16 protein-coding genes are annotated in these 18,614 nt (G+C 60.4%); 8 read left to right on the top strand and 8 right to left on the bottom strand.

All coding sequences use genetic code 11. From position 1 onward, the window contains the following. The first annotated feature begins 46 nt into the window (after positions 1-46). From GIW48_RS08315 to GIW48_RS08285, 7 genes are all read left to right on the top strand, one after another. The gene (locus GIW48_RS08315) at positions 47-1,036 is read left to right on the top strand and encodes an alpha/beta fold hydrolase (protein WP_017134757.1); all 990 of its coding nucleotides are present in this window, start codon (positions 47-49) and stop codon (positions 1,034-1,036) included. A 234-nt stretch (positions 1,037-1,270) separates the two neighbouring features. After that, on the top strand, positions 1,271-1,759 hold the full coding sequence (gene rraA / locus GIW48_RS08310) for a ribonuclease E activity regulator RraA (protein WP_169985266.1): 489 nt from the start codon (positions 1,271-1,273) through the stop codon (positions 1,757-1,759). Positions 1,760-1,784: 25 nt separating this feature from the next. Then, positions 1,785-2,780: a zinc transporter ZntB gene (locus GIW48_RS08305; RefSeq protein WP_138814349.1), complete on the top strand. Its 996-nt coding sequence runs from the start codon at positions 1,785-1,787 to the stop codon at positions 2,778-2,780. Positions 2,781-2,866: 86 nt separating this feature from the next. Then, positions 2,867-3,112 (top strand): hypothetical protein, encoded by a 246-nt coding sequence (locus GIW48_RS08300; RefSeq protein WP_005790375.1) that lies wholly within the window; start codon positions 2,867-2,869, stop codon positions 3,110-3,112. Between the two features lie 2 nt (positions 3,113-3,114). Continuing rightward, complete coding sequence (locus tag GIW48_RS08295) at positions 3,115-3,939, top strand: mechanosensitive ion channel family protein (RefSeq protein ID WP_003193288.1); 825 nt, start codon at positions 3,115-3,117, stop codon at positions 3,937-3,939. Between the two features lie 87 nt (positions 3,940-4,026). Continuing rightward, positions 4,027-4,617 carry an RNA polymerase sigma factor SigX gene (gene sigX, locus GIW48_RS08290; RefSeq protein WP_017134760.1) on the top strand — a complete coding sequence of 197 codons (591 nt, stop codon included), beginning with the start codon at positions 4,027-4,029 and terminating at the stop codon, positions 4,615-4,617. A 107-nt stretch (positions 4,618-4,724) separates the two neighbouring features. Continuing rightward, a complete protein-coding gene (locus GIW48_RS08285) occupies positions 4,725-5,705 on the top strand; it encodes an OmpA family protein (RefSeq protein ID WP_017134761.1) in 981 nt (326 codons plus the stop codon). A gap of 60 nt (positions 5,706-5,765) precedes the next feature. Here the strand turns inward: GIW48_RS08285 and cobA are convergent, their stop codons facing one another. From cobA to GIW48_RS08245, 8 genes are all read right to left on the bottom strand, one after another. Continuing rightward, positions 5,766-6,509: a uroporphyrinogen-III C-methyltransferase gene (gene cobA / locus GIW48_RS08280; RefSeq protein ID WP_099548799.1), complete on the bottom strand. Its 744-nt coding sequence runs from the start codon at positions 6,507-6,509 to the stop codon at positions 5,766-5,768. 10 nt (positions 6,510-6,519) lie between these two features. Continuing rightward, positions 6,520-9,228, bottom strand: coding sequence for a nitrate reductase (locus tag GIW48_RS08275; protein WP_236460267.1), 2,709 nt, complete (start codon positions 9,226-9,228; stop codon positions 6,520-6,522). After that, the gene (nirD, locus tag GIW48_RS08270) at positions 9,228-9,545 is read right to left on the bottom strand and encodes a nitrite reductase small subunit NirD (RefSeq protein ID WP_017134764.1); all 318 of its coding nucleotides are present in this window, start codon (positions 9,543-9,545) and stop codon (positions 9,228-9,230) included. The genes GIW48_RS08275 and nirD overlap by 1 nt, the downstream gene beginning before the upstream one ends. After that, positions 9,542-11,995 carry a nitrite reductase large subunit NirB gene (gene nirB, locus GIW48_RS08265; protein ID WP_017134765.1) on the bottom strand — a complete coding sequence of 818 codons (2,454 nt, stop codon included), beginning with the start codon at positions 11,993-11,995 and terminating at the stop codon, positions 9,542-9,544. Before nirB ends, nirD begins: the two co-directional genes overlap by 4 nt. A gap of 232 nt (positions 11,996-12,227) precedes the next feature. Then, positions 12,228-13,898, bottom strand: a complete 1,671-nt coding sequence (locus GIW48_RS08260; RefSeq protein ID WP_138451665.1) for a bifunctional protein-serine/threonine kinase/phosphatase — start codon at positions 13,896-13,898, stop codon at positions 12,228-12,230. After that, entirely contained in the window at positions 13,898-15,109 is a 1,212-nt protein-coding gene (locus GIW48_RS08255) for a nitrate/nitrite transporter (protein ID WP_170039289.1), read from the bottom strand. The genes GIW48_RS08260 and GIW48_RS08255 overlap by 1 nt, the downstream gene beginning before the upstream one ends. 183 nt (positions 15,110-15,292) lie before the next feature. Further along, positions 15,293-15,868, bottom strand: coding sequence for an ANTAR domain-containing response regulator (locus tag GIW48_RS08250; RefSeq protein ID WP_053257467.1), 576 nt, complete (start codon positions 15,866-15,868; stop codon positions 15,293-15,295). A gap of 13 nt (positions 15,869-15,881) precedes the next feature. Continuing rightward, a complete protein-coding gene (locus GIW48_RS08245) occupies positions 15,882-17,108 on the bottom strand; it encodes a CmpA/NrtA family ABC transporter substrate-binding protein (RefSeq protein ID WP_099548803.1) in 1,227 nt (408 codons plus the stop codon). Positions 17,109-17,396: 288 nt separating this feature from the next. Between GIW48_RS08245 and sctC the strand changes: the two genes are divergently transcribed. Continuing rightward, a partial coding sequence (gene sctC / locus GIW48_RS08240; RefSeq protein ID WP_236490667.1) for a type III secretion system outer membrane ring subunit SctC occupies positions 17,397-18,614 on the top strand: 1,218 nt, incomplete at its 3' end.

The following is an 18,614-nucleotide window of genomic DNA, read 5'->3' as shown; positions in this document are numbered from 1 at the left end:
GGGCGGAATTCCATCCGGACGCCGCCCTTTTTTGTGCAAGAGCATTATGCAAAGCAGCAGCAACCTATTTCCCGTCGCCTTGATCAGCGCTGAACGTCGTGGCGACCTGAGTGAAGATGTGTACCGCCTCAAACCCGGCAACAGCCCCGACGGCACCGTTGAGCTGGCTGTGACCCGTTTGGGCCTGGCAGATGTCCCGGAAAACCGGGGCACGCCGGTAATTTTATTGCACGGCAGTTTTTCCAATCGGCGCTTCTGGTATTCGCCCAAAGGTATCGGCCTGGGCGCTTACCTGGCGCGTCAGGGGTTTGATGTGTGGATCCCGGAAATGCGCGGCCATGGCCTGTCCAAGCGCAATCAGGATTACGCCAGAAACCGCGTCGCCGATTACGCGCGTTACGATTTGCCGGCGATCGGCGCGTTTGTCCGTGAGCAAAGCGCACAAATCCCGCACTGGATCGGCCACTCCCTGGGCGGCACTGCCTTGGCAGCGGCTTTGGGCGGTCAGCACCTTGGCGCGCCAGCCGTGGCGTCGGTAGCCCTGTTTGGCTGCCAGGTCAGCCGCACCCACTGGCCGTTGAAGATTCCGCCGCTGGAGTGGACCGGCCGTTTGCTCTTGAAACGCTTTGGTGAAGTATCCGGTGTACGGCTCAAACGCGGCCCCGAGGACGAGCCGGCAGGCGTGATGATCGAAGCCATGCGCTGGAACGGCCTGTTCGGTCGTTTTGGCGATGGCAAGCAGGACTGGTGGAAAGGCCTGGCCGATGTCGACGTGCCGCTGCTGGCGGTCAGCGCTGCTGGCGATCAACAGGACCCGGACTGGGCTTGTCGCAAGTTGTTCGAACAAGTTGGCTCTGAACACCGCCAATACCTGTGCCTGGGGCGCAAGCAAGGCTTCAGCGGGGATTTCGGGCACGTCGAGATGCTGGTCAGCAAGGCCGCGCAGGCCGAAGTGTGGCCGTTGATGGCGCAATGGTTGAAAGATCCACTGACACCTTTATTCGCAGCAGAGCCCCAGGTAGCTGCAACGGTTTAGCATAACCGCTCTGCCAAGGGCGTTTCACTCCAGAGAGGTTGCGGCTAAGATATGACGCGTCAAACGCTTCTGGTCATATTCAGTCGCGCAGTCGCTATTGCGTTGCGATGGCGTGGGTCTGATCATGGCCGCCGCTGAGGGGTGAGCGCTTAAACTTCAGCCGTTGTGACGCGTTTTTCTGATGTACACCGTGGGATGTTCGACCTCTTCCTTGATGACAGGAGTTTCCCGATGATTCATTACGTGACGCCCGATCTGTGCGACGCCTACCCGGAGCTGGTGCAGGTAGTTGAGCCGATGTTCAGTAATTTCGGTGGCCGAGACTCCTTTGGCGGTGAAATCGTCACCATCAAGTGCTTCGAAGACAATTCGCTGGTCAAGGAACAGGCCGACCAACCAGGCGCCGGCAAAGTGCTGGTGGTCGACGGCGGCGGTTCCCTGCGTCGCGCGCTGCTGGGCGACATGATCGCCGAGAAAGCTGCAAAAAATGGTTGGGAAGGGTTGGTGATCTACGGTTGCGTGCGTGATGTCGACGTCCTCGCCCAGACAGACCTGGGGGTTCAGGCGCTGGCGCCTCACCCCATGAAGACCGACAAGCGCGGCATTGGCGACCTGAACGTGGTGGTGACGTTTGCCGGCGTGACATTCCGCCCTGGTGAGTACGTCTACGCCGACAATAATGGCGTGATCGTTTCGCCAAGCCCGCTGAAAATGCCTGAATAAACCGCAGTAGCCGAAAGGGGTGAGGATGTTCGAGGAAGAAAACGCGCAATGGGGGCTGGTGCATGCCCTGGTGCTGGACGGTAAAGGCGGTGCGCGTTCGATTGCCCGGACTGAGCTCGATGATTTGCAGCTGCAGCCTCAGGAAAGCCTGTGGCTGCATTGGGATCGCAGCCATCCACAAACCCAGACCTGGTTGCGTAAATCCAGCGGTTTGAGCGAATTTGCCTGCGACTTGTTGCTGGAGGAAAACACCCGACCGCGCCTGTTGCCGCTGCCGGACAGCGAATTGCTGTTGTTTCTGCGCGGAGTCAACCTCAACCCTGGCGCCGAGCCGGAAGACATGGTCTCGGTGCGTATTTTCGCGGCAGCCAGTCGCGTGATTTCCCTGCGCTTGCGCCCATTGCGGGCTACCGATGAGCTGCTGGTGCAACTGGCTGAGGGCAAAGGGCCAAAAACCGCCTCTGAACTCATCCTTTATATGGCGCAGTACCTGACCAATAAAGTGCAGGATCTGGTCACCGACCTGTCCGAAGTCGTCGATTTAGAGGAAGAAAAACTCGATGCCGACGAACGGTATACTCCGGAGCACGGCAACGTCTTGCAGATCCGTCGACGGGCTGCCGGATTGAAGCGTTTCCTGGCGCCGCAGCGGGATATTTTTGCGCAGCTGACGCGGATCAAATTAGCGTGGTTTTGTGATGACGATGCTGACTACTGGAACGAATTGAACAACAGCCTGACGCGCTACCTGGAAGAGCTCGAACTGACCCGGGAGCGCGTGGGGCTGGTACTTGAGGCCGAAGACCGGCGCTTGAGCGTACGCATGAATCGCACCATGTACCGCTTCGGGATCATCACCGGGATCTTCCTGCCGATGAGTTTTCTGACCGGTTTGCTGGGTATAAATGTGGGCGGGATTCCGTTCTCTGCCAGCCCCTATGGATTCGTGATTGCCTGCTTGTTGATGGTCTCGGTAGCACTGGGGCAATGGTGGCTATTTCGACGATTGCGCTGGGTTTGACCTGAATATGACCTGAACACAGGCAGGGGCACATGTGACCCAAAGAATTTAACCCTCGTCTTTTAACTCACTTGCGAGAGGTCTTTATGCACGATCCGTTCGAACAGTCTTTGCGTGACATGCTCAATGCGTCGCCATCCAACCGTGATGACGATGCATGCCTGGGCCGCGTGTTGAAAACCGCCAACCGTCAGGTAGGGGCGGGTGACCTGTTCGGTCTGCTGGGTCGTTGGTTGCCGGCGTTGATGATGGCCCTGAACAATGGTTCGGCCCACGTATCGCCGGTTTCGCGTCGTAAACCTCTTGCTCGCACTGCTGATAAGGCTGATTGAATATGGAACTTGATCTCTGGACCCAGAGCCTGGTCACCGCGATGACCGCATTGTGGACCAAGGTGGCGAATTTCATTCCCAACCTGTTTGGTGCTCTGGTTTTGGTGTTGCTGGGCTTTGTCGTGGCCAAGTTGCTCGACACCCTGCTGTCCAAATTGCTCGCAAAATTGGGGCTGGATCGCTTGATGGCGGGCACCGGCCTGACCAAGCTGCTAGGCCGTGCAGGGCTGCAAGTGCCGATCTCAACCCTCATCGGTAAGATCGTTTATTGGTTCGTTCTGCTTATTTTTCTGGTTTCTGCGGCTCAATCCCTTGGACTTGAGCGAGTTTCAGCTACGCTCGACATGCTGGCGCTGTATTTGCCGAAGGTTTTCGGCGGCGCGCTGGTGTTGCTGGTAGGTGTTTTACTGGCGCAACTGGCCAACGGGCTGGTGCGCGGTGCTGCTGAAGGCGTGGGGTTGGACTATGCTGCGGGCCTGGGGCGAATTGCCCAGGGGCTGGTGATCATCATCAGTATTTCCGTCGCGATCAGCCAGCTGGAGGTCAAAACTGACCTTCTAAACCACGTGATTGTGATTGTTTTGATTACCGTTGGTCTGGCAGTTGCGCTGGCCATGGGTTTGGGAAGCCGGGAAATTGCCGGTCAGATTCTTGCGGGAATCTATGTGCGTGAGCTGTATCAGGTTGGGCAACAGGTGCGTGTGGGCGAGGTCGAAGGGCAAATCGAGGAGATCGGCACGGTCAAGACGACGGTGCTGACCGATGACGGTGAGCTGGTATCGCTGTCCAATCGGATTCTCCTCGAGCAGCAGGTCAGTAGCCGCTAACCCGGCAAATCCTGCTAATGTACGCCGCCGCAAACCCGGGAGACCGGGCTGTAGCGGACATTGACCTGACTGTCGGCACGACTTGTTTTGAATAAAGCCCAAACGCTGTCCACGCGCTATGACCCCCGTGAGCTCTCTGATGAGGAGTTGGTCGCGCGCTCGCACACGGAGCTGTTTCACGTAACACGCGCGTACGAAGAATTGATGCGCAGGTATCAACGCACTCTGTTCAACGTTTGTTCAAGGTATTTAGGGAACGATAGAGATGCGGATGATGTCTGTCAGGAAGTGATGCTCAAGGTGCTGTACGGCCTGAAGAACTTCGAGGGCAAATCGAAGTTCAAGACATGGCTCTATAGCATCACGTACAACGAGTGCATCACGCAGTATCGTAAGGAACGGCGAAAGCGTCGCTTGATGGACGCTTTAAGTCTGGACCCCCTTGAGGAAGCGTCTGAAGAAAAGGCGCCGGTACCCGAGGAAAAGGCCGGACTTGATCGCTGGTTGGTGCATGTGAATCCGATTGACCGGGAAATTCTGGTGCTACGATTTGTCGCAGAGCTGGAGTTTCAGGAAATTGCTGACATCATGCACATGGGTTTGAGTGCTACAAAAATGCGTTACAAGCGTGCTCTTGATAAATTACGTGAGAAATTTGCGGGCGAGACTGAAACTTAGTGCGTGGCAAATATCTCTTACGTGTAGGCAAGTTCTGTTAGACTTGTCGCCGAGTTGTCCCCCGGTTTGTGGGACTGCTTTACAATCACCAGATGGGGATTTAACGGATGAAACTGAAAAACACCTTGGGCTTTGCCATTGGTTCTATTATTGCCGCTACTTCTTTCGGCGCACTGGCACAAGGCCAAGGCGCAGTTGAAGGCGAGCTGTTCTACAAGAAGCAGTACAACGATAGCGTTAAGCACATCGAAGACGGCTTCAACCCAGGCGCTCGCATTGGTTACTTCCTGACCGACGACCTGTCGTTGAACCTGTCCTACGACAAAACCAACCACACCCGTTCGAACGACGGTACTGGCAGCCAGAAGATCGGTGGCGACACTAGCAGCCTGACTGCTCAGTACCACTTCGGCCAGGCTGGCGTTGACAGCCTGCGTCCATACGTAGAAGGCGGTTTCGGCCACCAAAGCCGTGGCAACGTCAAAGCTGACGGCCACAGCGGTCGCGACCAGTCCACCCTGGCTATCGCCGGCGCTGGCGTGAAGTACTACTTCACCAACAACGTGTACGCTCGTGCCGGTGTTGAAGCTGACTACGCACTGGACAACGGCAAGTGGGACTACTCCGCACTGGTCGGCCTGGGTGTGAACTTCGGCGGTAACGCTGGCGCAGCTGCTCCAGCTCCTACCCCAGCACCAGCTCCAGAGCCAACTCCAGAGCCAGAAGCTCCAGTTGCTCAGGTTGTTCGTGTTGAGCTGGACGTTAAGTTCGACTTCGACAAGTCGGTTGTTAAGCCTAACAGCTACGGCGACGTGAAAAACCTGGCCGACTTCATGGCTCAGTACCCAGCTACCAACGTAGAAGTTGCTGGTCACACTGACTCCATCGGTCCAGACGCCTACAACCAGAAGCTGTCCCAGCGTCGTGCTGACGCTGTTAAGCAAGTCCTGGTTAAAGACGGCGTTGCTCCTAGCCGCATCACCGCGGTAGGTTACGGCGAATCCCGCCCAGTTGCTGACAACGCAACTGAAGCTGGTCGCGCTGTTAACCGTCGCGTAGAAGCGTCGGTTGAAGCTCAAGCTCAGTAATTACTGAGTGGTAGAAAAAAGCCCGGCTTAGGCCGGGCTTTTTTTTGCCTGAAATTTACCTCAGGCGCTGGCTGACACAGTAATAGAGGCGGCTTGCCCTGCGCCAGCAACACTGCCGATCACCAGGATTGCAGGGCTTTTCAGAGCAAACACCTGTGCATCGGTATGCATGTGCGCCAGAGTGCTGCGGCACTCGCGTTGCTGAGGCAATGATGCGTTCTCGATCATCGCCACCGGCGTATCCGCTGCCATTGCGCCCTCCAGCAATTGCTGACGAATCTCCTCCAGCTTCGCCACGCCCATATACACCACCAATGTCGTACCGCCCTCGGCCAAGGCACGCCAGTTCAGGCTGCTGTCGTCCTGGGTATGCGCCGTGACCAGCGTCACACCGCGGCTGACCCCGCGCAGCGTCAGGGGAATATCGCAGTTCGTTGCACCTGCCAGGCCCGCGGTAATCCCGTTGACCAATTCCACCTCAACCCCGCGTTCACGCAACCACAGCGCTTCTTCGCCGCCCCGGCCGAAAATACACGGGTCGCCGCCTTTAAGTCGCACCACGCATTTGCCTTGGCGCGCATAGCGCAGCATCAGGCGGTGGATAAAATCCTGGGGTGTCGAGCGGCAGCCGCCGCGCTTGCCCACGGTTATCACCCGAGCATCCGGGCAGTGCTCCAGCACCCTCGGGTTGACCAAATCATCGATCAGCACCACATCGGCTGCGTGCAGGGCGCGTACCGCCTTGAGGGTTAACAGCTCCGGATCACCGGGGCCTGCGCCTACCAGCCAGACTTTTGCGCTCATGTTTATCCCCTCACACACTGATTGCGATTGGCAGCGACGTGCTGGCCAAAAGACGTTTGATTTCCGGTACACAAGAGCCGCACTGCGTGCCGCAACCCAGTTCCTGCTTAAGCCCGTCCAGGTCCAGGCCACGGCCGATACCGGCACATACCGCGCTTTCACTGACGTTCTTGCAGTTGCACAAAATTTTACTGCTGGCTGCCGCGCCGCCCGGTGGTGCACTGAGTGGCGCCAGCAGCCAGCGCCGTAGTTGATCGTCGGCACGGCCTTCCAGCCACAAACTCTGCAACCAATGCCGTGCCAGGGTTTCGCCGGCCAGGCGCAGTGCGGTGATGCGGCCTTTTTCGATTTTTACCCGCTTGCCAATCGAACGCCGCGGATCGTCATAGGCCATGACCGGGCCGTCATTGAGGCCCAGCAGTTCGTCGATACGGGTTAACAGTTGCAAGTCGGGCGCCTCGGTATGGGCTGCGCGCACCAGAAGAGCCGGCCGTTCACGCCCGGCCAGGCTCAAGCTGACGTAGGCAAAGCCCTCACACAGCGGGCGTAGGGCGTCAAAGTGTTGCTGCACATTTCCCTCGATCAGCGCGAACAGCTGCCACGGCAGTTGCACTGGCTCCAGGCGCACGCCGCTGTGTTTGAGTTCGGGCTGTTTTGACAAGGGGTCGAACGCCGGCTGGGTCAGGGCATTAACACCGCCCTTGAGAAAGCGATCACCCCAATGCATCGGCAGGAATGCCTGGCCCGGGCGCACGCTGTCATCGCTGCTGACGGCGATAATCACGCTGCCACGACGGCTTTTCAGGCTGACCAGATCGCCCTCTTTGAAACGGTGCCGACGCAGCTCATCCGGGTGCAGGCTCAGCAGTGCTTCATTGACGTGCCCGAACAACTGCGCGGCTGTGCCGGTGCGGCTCATGCCGTGCCATTGATCGCGCAGGCGCCCGGTGATCAGGGTCAGTGGGAAGCGCGCGTCACGTTGTTCTTTGGCGGCGCGGTAAGGGTCGGCGATAAAGTGCGCGCGGCCGCTGTCTGTCGGGAACACACCCTCGGTGTACAGGCGCGGCGTGCCCGCTTGTGCGCCCGCGGGAAATGGCCATTGCTGCGGGCCGAGCTGATCGAGCAGAGCATGGCTGATTCCCGACAGGTCAAGGTCGCGGTTACGGGTCAACATCTTGTACTCATCAAAGATCTGCGCCGGTTGCTCGAAGGCGAACAAACTCGGCAACCCCGGACGCAAGCGTTGCTCAAGGCGCTGTGCGAAATCCACGGTAATCGCCCAGTCCGGCCGTGCTTCCCCGGGTGGGTCGATGGCGCGGCGTACGTGGGAAATCCGCCGTTCGGAATTGGTCACCGTGCCTTCTTTCTCGCCCCAACTGGCGGCGGGTAACAGCAGGTCGGCGTAGGCGGCGGTTTCGGTGGTGCGAAAAGCCTCCTGCAACACCACGAACGGGCAGGCCGCTAATGCCGCACGCACGCTGTTCTGGTCCGGCAAGGATTGCGCGGGGTTGGTACAGGCAATCCACACGGCCTTGATCTTGCCGGCCTGGATCTGTTCGAACAGTTCGATAGCCGTCAGCCCGGTAGGCGCCGGCAACGATTCAACGCCCCAATAGGCCGCGACTTCAGCCCTGTGCTCAGGGTTGGCCGCCTCGCGATGCCCCGGCAACAGGTTCGACAAACTGCCGGTTTCGCGCCCGCCCATGGCATTTGGCTGGCCGGTCAGGGAAAACGGCCCGCAACCCGGCCGACCGATAGTGCCGGTGGCCAGGTGCAGGTTGATCAGCGCACTGTTTTTGGCGCTGCCGGCGGTGGACTGGTTGAGCCCCATGCACCACAGCGAGAGAAAACTGCCGGAGGTGCCGACCCACTCTGCACACACGCGCAACTGCTCGACGCTGATGCCGCACAACTGCGTGACCATCTGCGGCGTGTAGTCATGCACCAGTCGTTTCAACTCGAGCAACCCATCGGTATGCGCTTGGATAAAGTCGCGGTCGATCCAGTCTTCCCACAGCAACAGGTGCAAGATCCCATGGAACAGCGCCACATCGGTGCCCGGCAGGATCGCCAGGTGCAGGTCGGCCAAATCGCAAGTGTCTGTGCGCCGTGGGTCGATCACCAGCACTTTCATCTGCGGGCGCCGCGCCTTGGCTTCCTCAAGACGTCGGAACAATACCGGATGGGCGTAGGCCATGTTGCTGCCGACGATCATCACGCAATCACTTGCCTCCAGGTCTTCATAGCTGCACGGCGGCGCATCGGCGCCCAGGCTGCGCTTGTAGCCGACCACTGCCGAAGACATGCACAGCCGCGAATTGCTATCGATATTGTTGGTGCCCACCAGCGCGCGGGCCAGCTTGTTGAAGCTGTAGTAGTCCTCGGTCAGCAACTGGCCAGAGATGTAAAACGCCACGCTGTCCGGTCCATGTTCGGCAAGGGTGTCGGCGAACACGTTGGCCGCGTGGTCCAGGGCGGTGTCCCAGTCGGTGCGGGCGCGGGACAGGCCTTTGCCCAGGCGCAGTTCCGGGTACAAGGCACGGGCGGTCAGGTCGCCGGTCAGGTGCAGGCTCGAACCCTTGCTGCACAACTTGCCGAAGTTGGCCGGGTGGTTCGGGTCGCCTTGCATACCCAGGATCTGCACCCCGTCATGCTCGATCAGCACGCCGCAACCCACGCCGCAGTAACAGCAGGTGGACGCGGTGGTCTGGCGGTTCATCAACCGGCGTCCCGCAGGGCCAGCATCACCCGGCCGTTTTCTACGCGGGCGGGGTGATGATGGGCGCAGCCGATGTCCGGCGCCTGGGCTTCACCCGACGCCAGGTCGATCTGCCAATTGTGCAGCGGGCAGGCCACGCGCTTGCCGTAGATCAAGCCTTGGGACAGCGGCCCGCCTTTGTGTGGGCAGCGGTCATCAAGAGCGAAAACCTCATCGTCACTGGTACGAAAAATCGCAATATCGCCTTTTGGCCCATTGATGATGCGCGAGCCCAGGGCGTTGATTTCATCGAGGGCGCAGATATCCAGCCAGTTCATGCCGACACCTCCAGCTGTTTGACGGGGATGACCTCGAATTCCTTTTTCAGCAGCGGCTGTTCCAGGCGTTCTTTCCACGGGTCTTGTTCGAATGACAGCGAGAATTGCAGGCGCTCGTTGAGGGCCTGGCGCCGGGCCGGGTCTTCCAGAACGGCTTTCTTGATGTGCTCCATGCCTACCCGTTGCAGGTAATGCACGGTGCGCTCGAGGTAGAAAGCCTCTTCGCGATACAGCTGCAGGAACGCGCCGTTGTATTCACGCACCTCTTCGGCAGTTTTCAGCTTGACGAAAAACTCCGCGACTTCGGTCTTGATCCCGCCGTTGCCGCCGATGTACATCTCCCAGCCGGAGTCGACGCCGATAATGCCGACGTCCTTGATGCCCGCTTCCGAGCAGTTGCGTGGGCAACCGGACACCGCCAGCTTGACCTTGTGCGGCGACCACATATTGAACAGGTCGTGCTCCAACTCGATACCCAACTGCGTGGAGTTCTGCGTGCCGAAGCGGCAGAACTCGCTGCCCACGCAAGTCTTCACGGTGCGGATGGATTTGCCGTAAGCGTGGCCGGAGGGCATGTCGAGGTCCTTCCACACACCGGGCAAATCCTGTTTCTTGATGCCCAGCAGGTCGATACGCTGGCCACCGGTGACCTTGACCATTGGCACGTTGTACTTGTCGGCCACATCGGCAATGCGCCGCAACTCCGACGGATTGGTCACGCCGCCCCACATCCGTGGGACTACGGAGTAGGTGCCGTCTTTCTGAATATTGGCGTGGGCGCGTTCGTTGATCAGGCGCGATTGCGGGTCGTCCTTGGCCTCGCCGGGCCAGGTGGAGATCAGGTAATAGTTCAGGGCCGGGCGGCAGGTCGCGCAGCCGTTGGGGGTGCGCCAGTTCAGGTAGCTCATGGTGCCGGCGATGGTCAGCAGGTGCTGGTCGCGGATCGCCTGGCGGATTTGCCCATGGTTGAGGTCGCTGCAGCCGCAGATGGCTTTTTCGCTTTTGGGTTTGACGTCGGCGGCGCCGCCCACGGTGTTGATCAGGATCTGTTCCACCAGCCCGGCGCAGGATCCGCAGGAGCTGGCGGCTTTGGTGTGCTTCTTCACATCGTCAACGCTGAACAGCCCGTGTTCCTGAATCGCCTTGACGATGGTGCCTTTGCACACGCCGTTGCAGCCGCAGACTTCAGCGTTGTCTGCCATGCTCATGGCTTTGTCCTGGCCTTGGTGGCCGACATCGCCTAAAGCATTTTCGCCAAACATCAGGTGATCACGAATCTCGCCAATCGCGTGGTTCTCACGGATCTGGCGGAAATACCAACCACCGTCGGCGGTATCGCCGTACAGGCACGCGCCAACCAGGATGTCGTCCTTGATCACCAGCTTCTTGTACACGCCGCCAATCGGGTCGGAGAGGGTGATGGTCTCAGTGCCTTCGCCACCCATGAAATCCCCGGCGGAAAACAGGTCGATACCGGTGACCTTCAGCTTGGTCGAGGTCACCGAGCCTTTGTAAGTGGCAAAGCCCAACTGGGCCAGGTGATTGGCGCAGACCTTGGCCTGTTCGAACAGCGGCGCCACCAGGCCGTAGGCGATCCCACGGTGGCTGGCGCACTCGCCGATGGCATAGATGCGCGGGTCGTAGGTTTGCAGAGTGTCATTGACCAGAATCCCTCGGTTGCAGGGGATGCCGGATTTCTCTGCCAGTTCGGTGTTGGGGCGGATGCCGGCGGCCATCACCACCAAGTCGGCGGGGATGATGTCGCCATTCTTGAACTGCACCGAGCCGACACGACCATTGCCGGCGTCGTGCAGGGCTTGGGTTTGCTCGCACAGGCGAAACACCAGGCCACGGCTTTCCAGTTCGGTTTGCAGCAACTGGCCGCTGGTCTTGTCCAGCTGGCGTTCCAGCAGCCATTCGCCGATGTGCACCACGGTCACGTGCATGCCGCGCAACATCAGGCCGTTGGCGGCTTCCAGGCCGAGTAGGCCGCCGCCGATGACCACCGCGTGCTTGTGGGTCCTGGCGGTGTCGATCATGGCCTGGGTGTCGGCGATGTCGCGGTAGCCGATCACACCCTGCAAGGTATTGCCGGGGATTGGCAGGATAAAAGGCGTCGAGCCGGTGGCAATCAACAGACGATCGTACTCGGCCTCGCTGCCGTCCTCAGCGATGACGATGCGTCTTACACGGTCGATCTGCACCACTTTGCGGTTGAGCAACAGCTTGATGTGGTTGTCCAGGTACCAGTCGAGGTCGTTGAGCACGATCTCTTCGAAGGTCTGCTCGCCGGCCAGCACCGGTGACAGCAGGATGCGGTTGTAGTTGGTGTGGGGCTCGGCGCCGAACACCGTGATGTCGTACAGGTCGCTGCTCAGCTTGAGCAATTCTTCAAGGGTGCGAACCCCGGCCATGCCGTTGCCGATCATCACCAGTTTGAGTTTCTTCATGTCGTTCTCCGCAATGGCTCGACAAATCGTGCGCAAACAAAAAAAGGCGCCCCCACCAGTTACCTGGCGAGGACACCTTTGTCCGGTCCCGTTCTCTCGGGAAGCTCGACCCTTCGACGTTGAAGGGGCGGCTATATGTGAGTTGTTGATGAAGCTAATGCAGCGGTTGTGCCAAGTCGCCGGACGCCCGTTTTATTGGGATTCCCATCGATATTGCGTGGGAATTCGCCCCCTAGTGGTGCAGCAGCCAGTACAGCAGCACCAGATTGACCAGCAGCGAGACGGTCGCCAGGGTTTGCCAGACCTTGAGCGGCTCGCGCTCCAGCAACGGTTTGGGTCGTACGCTCAATTCACGGCGGTCGGCCTGTTCCAGCACCAGCAACCATTCCTCGGCGGTTTCATAACGTTCTGCGGGCTGTGCGGCCACAGCGCGTTCCAGGCTCAACGGCAACCAGTCCGGTAAATCGGGGCGGTAACGACTGGCGCTGACGGGCTGGGTGAAACGTGGCCGCTGGAAAGCTTCGATTTCACCGTAGGGGTAATGCCCGGTCAGCAGGTAATAGAGCGTGACACCGATACTGTATAAATCCTGTTGCGGCGTAGGACGTTCGCCACTGAAGGCTTCGGGCGCGATAAAACTTGGGGTGCCGGGCAGCAAATGGGCGCGGTCCTCGGAAAGCCCCGGGCAGTAGGCCAGGCCGAAATCCAGCACGCGTAATTCGCCATCATCGCCCAGCAGCAGGTTTTCCGGCTTGATGTCACGGTGCAGGATCTGCCGTCGATGCAGAAGGCCCACTGCCCGCAGCAAACGCTCGGCAATGGACTGCCATTGCGCCAAGGGCAGCGGGCCTTGTTGCTGGAACAGCTGCGCGAGGGTCTGCCCCGAATATTCACGCATCACGTAGTACAAATGCTGACGCCCACTGGCCGCATGCACTTCAGGAAACGCGCGCCCGGCCACTCGTCGCAGAAACCATTCTTCCGACAGCAAGGCTTGGCCGGCGTCGTTGTCATCGTCGCGGTTGAGCGGCAAGGTTTTCAACAGCCAAGCTTGTTGCTGGGCATCGCGCACGCGGTACAGCAATGACTGTCGGCTTTGCGCCAGCAGGCTTTCAACCTGCCAGCCTTCAAAGCGTTGCCCGGCCTTCAGGGGCGGTGGCAGCGGCCATTGCTGCAACTGCACCAGCGCATCGCCCAGGGTCGCGGCGCCTAGCTGGTCGATACGCACCAGCAGCGCGCTGGCATTGTCCTGGCTGGCGGCCAGGTGTGCGGCACTGACGAGCGTGTTCACCGCCACATCGAGATTGGTTTGTTCGCGCAGGATCGCGCTGATGCTGTGGTCGCCCAACGTGGCCCACACGCCATCGCTGAGCAGCAGGAAGCACTCGCCTTCGCGCAGTTCACCGTCGAGAAAGTCCAGCACCAGGTGCTGATCCAGGCCGAGGGCGCGCTTGAGCACATGCTGCATGCCCGGTTGTTCCCACACATGGTCTTGCGTGATGCGCTGCAACTCGCCGTCCAGCCAGCGATACACCCGGCAATCCCCCACATGCGCCAGGGTGAAGCGCTGGCCGCGAAATACCAGGGCGCTGAGGGTGGTCAGCAGCGGCTGGCCACCGCCGTTGGCCTGCAACCAGCGGTTCTGTGCCAGTAACAGTCGCTCCAGTGCCTGGGCCACGCCCCAGGTTTGCGGCGTGGCGTAGTAGTCCAGGGCCAGCGCCTGCAAGGTTGAACGGGCGGCCAGGCCACCGTCGGCGCATTGGCTGACGCCATCGGCGATGGCGCACAGGTAACCCTTGCTTGCGGCCAGTTCCGGCATGGGCGTGACCACCCGCAGGGCGTCCTGGTTTTCTGCCCGCGGGCCGATGGCGCTGGCCTGGGCGACGCTCAGTTGCAGGCTCATCAGACGCGTGCGGCGGTCACGGCGGCCGAGCCCCACGTGGTTCTCCAGCGACGCTTGACGCCGTGCAGGCCGAACCAGGCCAACACGCCAAGGCTGGCAAATAACCACAAGGCCAGCTGATAACTGCCGGTGCTCTGTTTGATCGCGCCCATGCCTGCCGCCAGAGCAAAGCCGCCAATGCCGCCCGCCATGCCGATCAGGCCGGTCATCACGCCTATTTCGCGGCGAAAACGCTGGGGCACCAGTTGGAACACCGCGCCATTACCTGCACCGAGGCCGAGCATGGTGCAGACGAAAAGCGCCAGTGCGGCGTAGGAACTTGGCAGGTTGAAACCCACGGCGGCGATGCAAATCGCTGCCACGCCGTACATGCCGAGCAGGGTGCGAATCCCACCGAAGCGGTCGGCCAGCGCGCCGCCCAATGGGCGCATCAAGCTGCCGCCAAACACACAGGCGGCGGTGTAGTAGCCGGCGGTCACCGGGCTCAGGCCGTACTGGTCGTTGAAGTAGCCGGGCAGGGCGCTGGCCAGGCCGATAAAGCCGCCGAACGTCACGCTGTAGAAGAACATGAACCACCAGCTGTCGCGGTCGCCCAGGGCTTTGAAATAGTCGGCCATGGACTTGGCTTTCGGGCGCTCGGGCGCATTACGCGCGAGCCACGCGAACACGATCAGTGTCAGCACCAGCGGGATCAGCGCGAAGCCGAACACATTGCTCCAGCCAAATGCGGCGGCCAGTACCGGCGCCAGCAAGGCGGCAAACACGGTGCCGGAGTTGCCGGCGCCGGCGATACCCATGGCCTTGCCTTGGTGCTCAGCCGGATACCACTGGGAGGCCAAGGGCAGGGCGACTGCAAAGGATGCACCGGCCATGCCCAGGAACACGCCCAGCAACAGCGCTTGCTCGTAGGTATGGATGCCGAGTTTCCAGGCGCCGAACAGGGCGGCGATCACAATCACCTGGCCGATCAGCCCGGCGGTCTTGGGTGACAGCTTGTCGGCCAGCATGCCCATCAAAAAGCGCAGCACCGCGCCTGCCAGGATTGGCGTGGCCACCACCAGGCCGCGTTGCTGGGTGGTCAGGTGCAGGTCGGCGGCAATCTGCACCGCCAGTGGCCCCAGCAGGTACCAGACCATGAAGCTCAGGTCGAAATACAGGAACGCGGCAAACAGGGTCGGGGTGTGCCCGGATTTCCAGAAGCTTGATTTCATCACGCACCTCAACGGTTGGGGGTCTTGTCAGAAGGCCTGTTGGCCCCAATCGCCGGGGCCAAAACGAAAAAAAACGCCGCCATCGAGTTCGCGAGTGCAAACCGGATGAGCGACGTCTTTGTCGTAGAAGGGGCAACCGCCGTTGGCTACCTGTAATAAGTGCTTAGCAAGAGCTGCGCCAGTTCAGCCGAGCAGCTCACTCATGGCGATGATCTGCTCGGCCACCTGGATCAATTTCTGCTGGCGGCTCATGGCCTGGCGGCGCATCAGGGTGTAGGCCTCTTCCTCATTGCAGTGCTTCATTTTCATCAGCATGCCCTTGGCCAACTCGATGCGCTTGCGCTCGGCCAACTGTTGGTCACGGGCCTGGAGCTGGGCGCGCAAGGCCTGGTCGCTTTCAAAGCGGGCCATGGCCACATCGAGAATCGGCTGCAGGCGCTGGGCCTGAATGCCTTCGACGATGTAGGCGCTGACCCCGGACTTGATCGCCTGGCGCATCACGTTCGGGTCGTGCTCATCGGTGAACATCACGATTGGTCGCGGCTGGTCGCGGCTGACCAGCACCACTTGCTCCATCACATCGCGTCCGGGTGACTCGGTATCGATCAGGATCACGTCCGGGCGCACCGTTTCGACGCGCGCCGGCAAGTCGATGGTCAAGCCGGACTCATCGATCACCTCGAAACCGGCCTCGGTCAAAGCGGCTTTGAGGCGCCCGACCTTGCGCGGGGTGTCGTTGATCAACAGGATTCGTAACATAGTCGTGGTCCTGTCAGCGCAGTGCCTGGCGGCTGGTAAGGTCCGCCAGGGCATGCAGGCGGAAGCTGCGGGCGTAGGCGGCGGGGTCGGAGCCGTCCCAGATCTTGCCGTCGATCAATAGGCTGCTGCGCATGTCTTGGGCGTTGGCCGGGACGCCAACGGCAGTCGCGGCCTGGCGATACAGGTCCAGTTGCTGCACCTGGCGAGCCACGCCCAGGTAGTCCGGGTCTTCGCGCAGCAGGCCCCAACGTCGAAACTGGGTCATGAACCACATGCCATCGCAGAGGTACGGCAGGTTCACCTCGCCATCAGCAAAAAAGCGCAGGGCGTGCGGGTCTTGCCACTGGTTGCCGAGGCCGTCGTCATAAGCCCCCAGCAAGCGGGGTTCGATGCAGTCGAGCGGGGCATCGAGGTACTCGCGAGCGCTGAGCAGTTGTGCGGTGGAGCGGCGGTTTTCCTGGCTTTGTTCGATAAAACGGCTGGCCTCGAGGATCGCCATAACCAGTACGCGGGCGGTGTTTGGGTAGTGATCGACGAACGCCTGGGTGCAGCCGAGCACTTTTTCTGGGTGGTTTGGCCAGATCGACTGGGTAGTGGCCAGGGTGAACCCCTGGTTTTGCTTGACCGCGCTGGCGCACCAAGGCTCACCGACACAAAAACCGTCGATGCGCCCGGCTTGCAGGTGCGCGATCATCTGCGGTGGCGGCACCACCACACTGTCTACATCTTGCAACGGGTGAATGCCTTGGCTCGCCAGCCAGTAATACAGCCACATGGCGTGGGTGCCTGTGGGAAATGTCTGGGCGAACGTCAGCTTTGTTCGGCTTTGGTGCACGTGGCGGTCGAGTGCCTCAGGAGTGGTCACGCCCTGCTGTTGCAGGCCGTGGGACAGGTTGATGCTCTGGCCGTTCTGGTTGAGCCCCATCAGTACCGCCATGTCGGTGGGCGCCACGCCGCCAATGCCCAGGTGTACGGCATAGATCAACCCGTACAGGCTGTGGGCGGCGTCCAGTTCACCGCTGACCAGTTTGTCGCGCAGGCTGGCCCAGGAGGATTGGCGCTTGAGGTTCAGCGTCAGGCCGTAGGGTTGGGCAAATCCCTGGGTGGCGGCGACCACCAATGAAGCGCAGTCGGTGAGTGCCATGAAACCCAGGTCCAGGCTGCTCTTTTCCGGGGCGTCACTGCCGTTGACCCACGCCAGTGGGGTGTTCACCGGGCTGTTGCCGACCGAGTCGTTCATCAACACCTACCTTTTCTGTCAAAAAAAAAGCATCGCTCCTTCGCATGGCAGTACAAGCCATTGCCGGGTAACGACGCCTTTGTCTGTAAGCCTGCTCCGACGTTGGCGCGGGCTCTGATGCAGAGTCCGTAGCAAGGCACATGCCACGGGCAGGCGGATGGAGCCTGCCGTCACCTTTCCATCAAGATTGAAACTCGAGTGCCTTTCAGTATGGCCGCTTCTTTGCGCCCGACTGCCAGGAACACCCAAGTTGCCTATCGATTCACCGACCCTGATGAGCTACCACCGATGAGCTCTCCCTGGCTATGCCGCTGGCTGCTGTGCGTTGCATTGCTGTGGGCCAATGCCTGCGCCTGGGGCGCAAGCTACGAAGCCCGGGATGAAAGCCTGCACACATTTTTCAGTGCGTTGTCGCATTCTTTGGGGGTGCCCGTCGTTGTCAGCCGCGAAGCGGCGCGTAAACGCATTTGCGGCACCTTCGATCTGGAGGCTGCGCAGCAGACCCTCGCAACCGTCGCCGAGCAGCAGGGCCTGATCTGGTACAGCGACGGGCAGGTGCTTTACCTGTATGACGCCAGCGAAGCAAAAAGCTCGGCGGTTGCGCTGCGGCACATTCCGGTCGACAGGTTGCGCGGGTTCATGCGCCGTTCGGGGCTTGATGAATCACGTTATCCGCTCAGAGAGAGCGGCGCGCGCACGTTCTATGTGTCCGGGCCACCTAATTATGTGAACCAGGTGTTGCACCTGGCCCAACTGATGGACAGGCCGCGCACCGAAGTGCGTGTCGGTAAACAGGCCTTCGGTGTGGTGCAGGTGTTCAACACCCATGTGGCAGACCGTCAGTACGTCATGGGTGACGACAAGGTCAATGTACCGGGCATGGCCACGATGATCGAGAACCTGCTGGCTATCGAGCAGAAGGATGCCAGGCAGCGCCCTCCGGGTTTGCTGGCTGACAAGAGCCTGTTGGTGATGGCCTACCCGGACTCCAACAGCTTGCTGATCAAGGGCAAGCCTGATCAGGTCAAGGTGATAGAGGAACTGGTGGCGGAGTTGGACAAGCCCAAGCGACCAATCGAAGTGTCGCTGTGGCAGATCGATGTAGACCGTAGAGAACTCGACAAGATGGGCGTGGCCTGGGCTCAGGAAACCGGCACCGGAGCCTCCGTGACGCGGGTGCTGGAGCCCTTGGATGACAGCCGTTTGATGGCACAGCTCGGTGTTCTTGAGCGGCGACGCAAAGCCAGGATCACCGCGTTCCCCGTGCTGCTTACCCAAGAGAATGTTCCAGCGGTTTTCCAGGACAACCATACTTTTTACCTGCCCAAGCCTGGTGCTGACAGCGGCAAGTGGGAGCCCGTTGGGTATGGCACCGAAGCCAGCGTGCTACCACGCTTTGCGGCAGCGAATCAGATTGAAATGCAGCTGACCCTTGAGGATGGCCGTCAACTGGACAGCAAACTCGAGCCAGGCTCGGTCGGGGCAGTAGGGCGGGTGGGAATCAAC

It is taken from the genome of Pseudomonas sp. PA-6-3C (genome assembly GCF_021605825.1).
Lineage (GTDB): Bacteria > Pseudomonadota > Gammaproteobacteria > Pseudomonadales > Pseudomonadaceae > Aquipseudomonas > Aquipseudomonas edaphica.
Note: the sequence above shows the minus strand (reverse complement) of the source record. Positions and strands in the feature narration are given on the sequence as shown.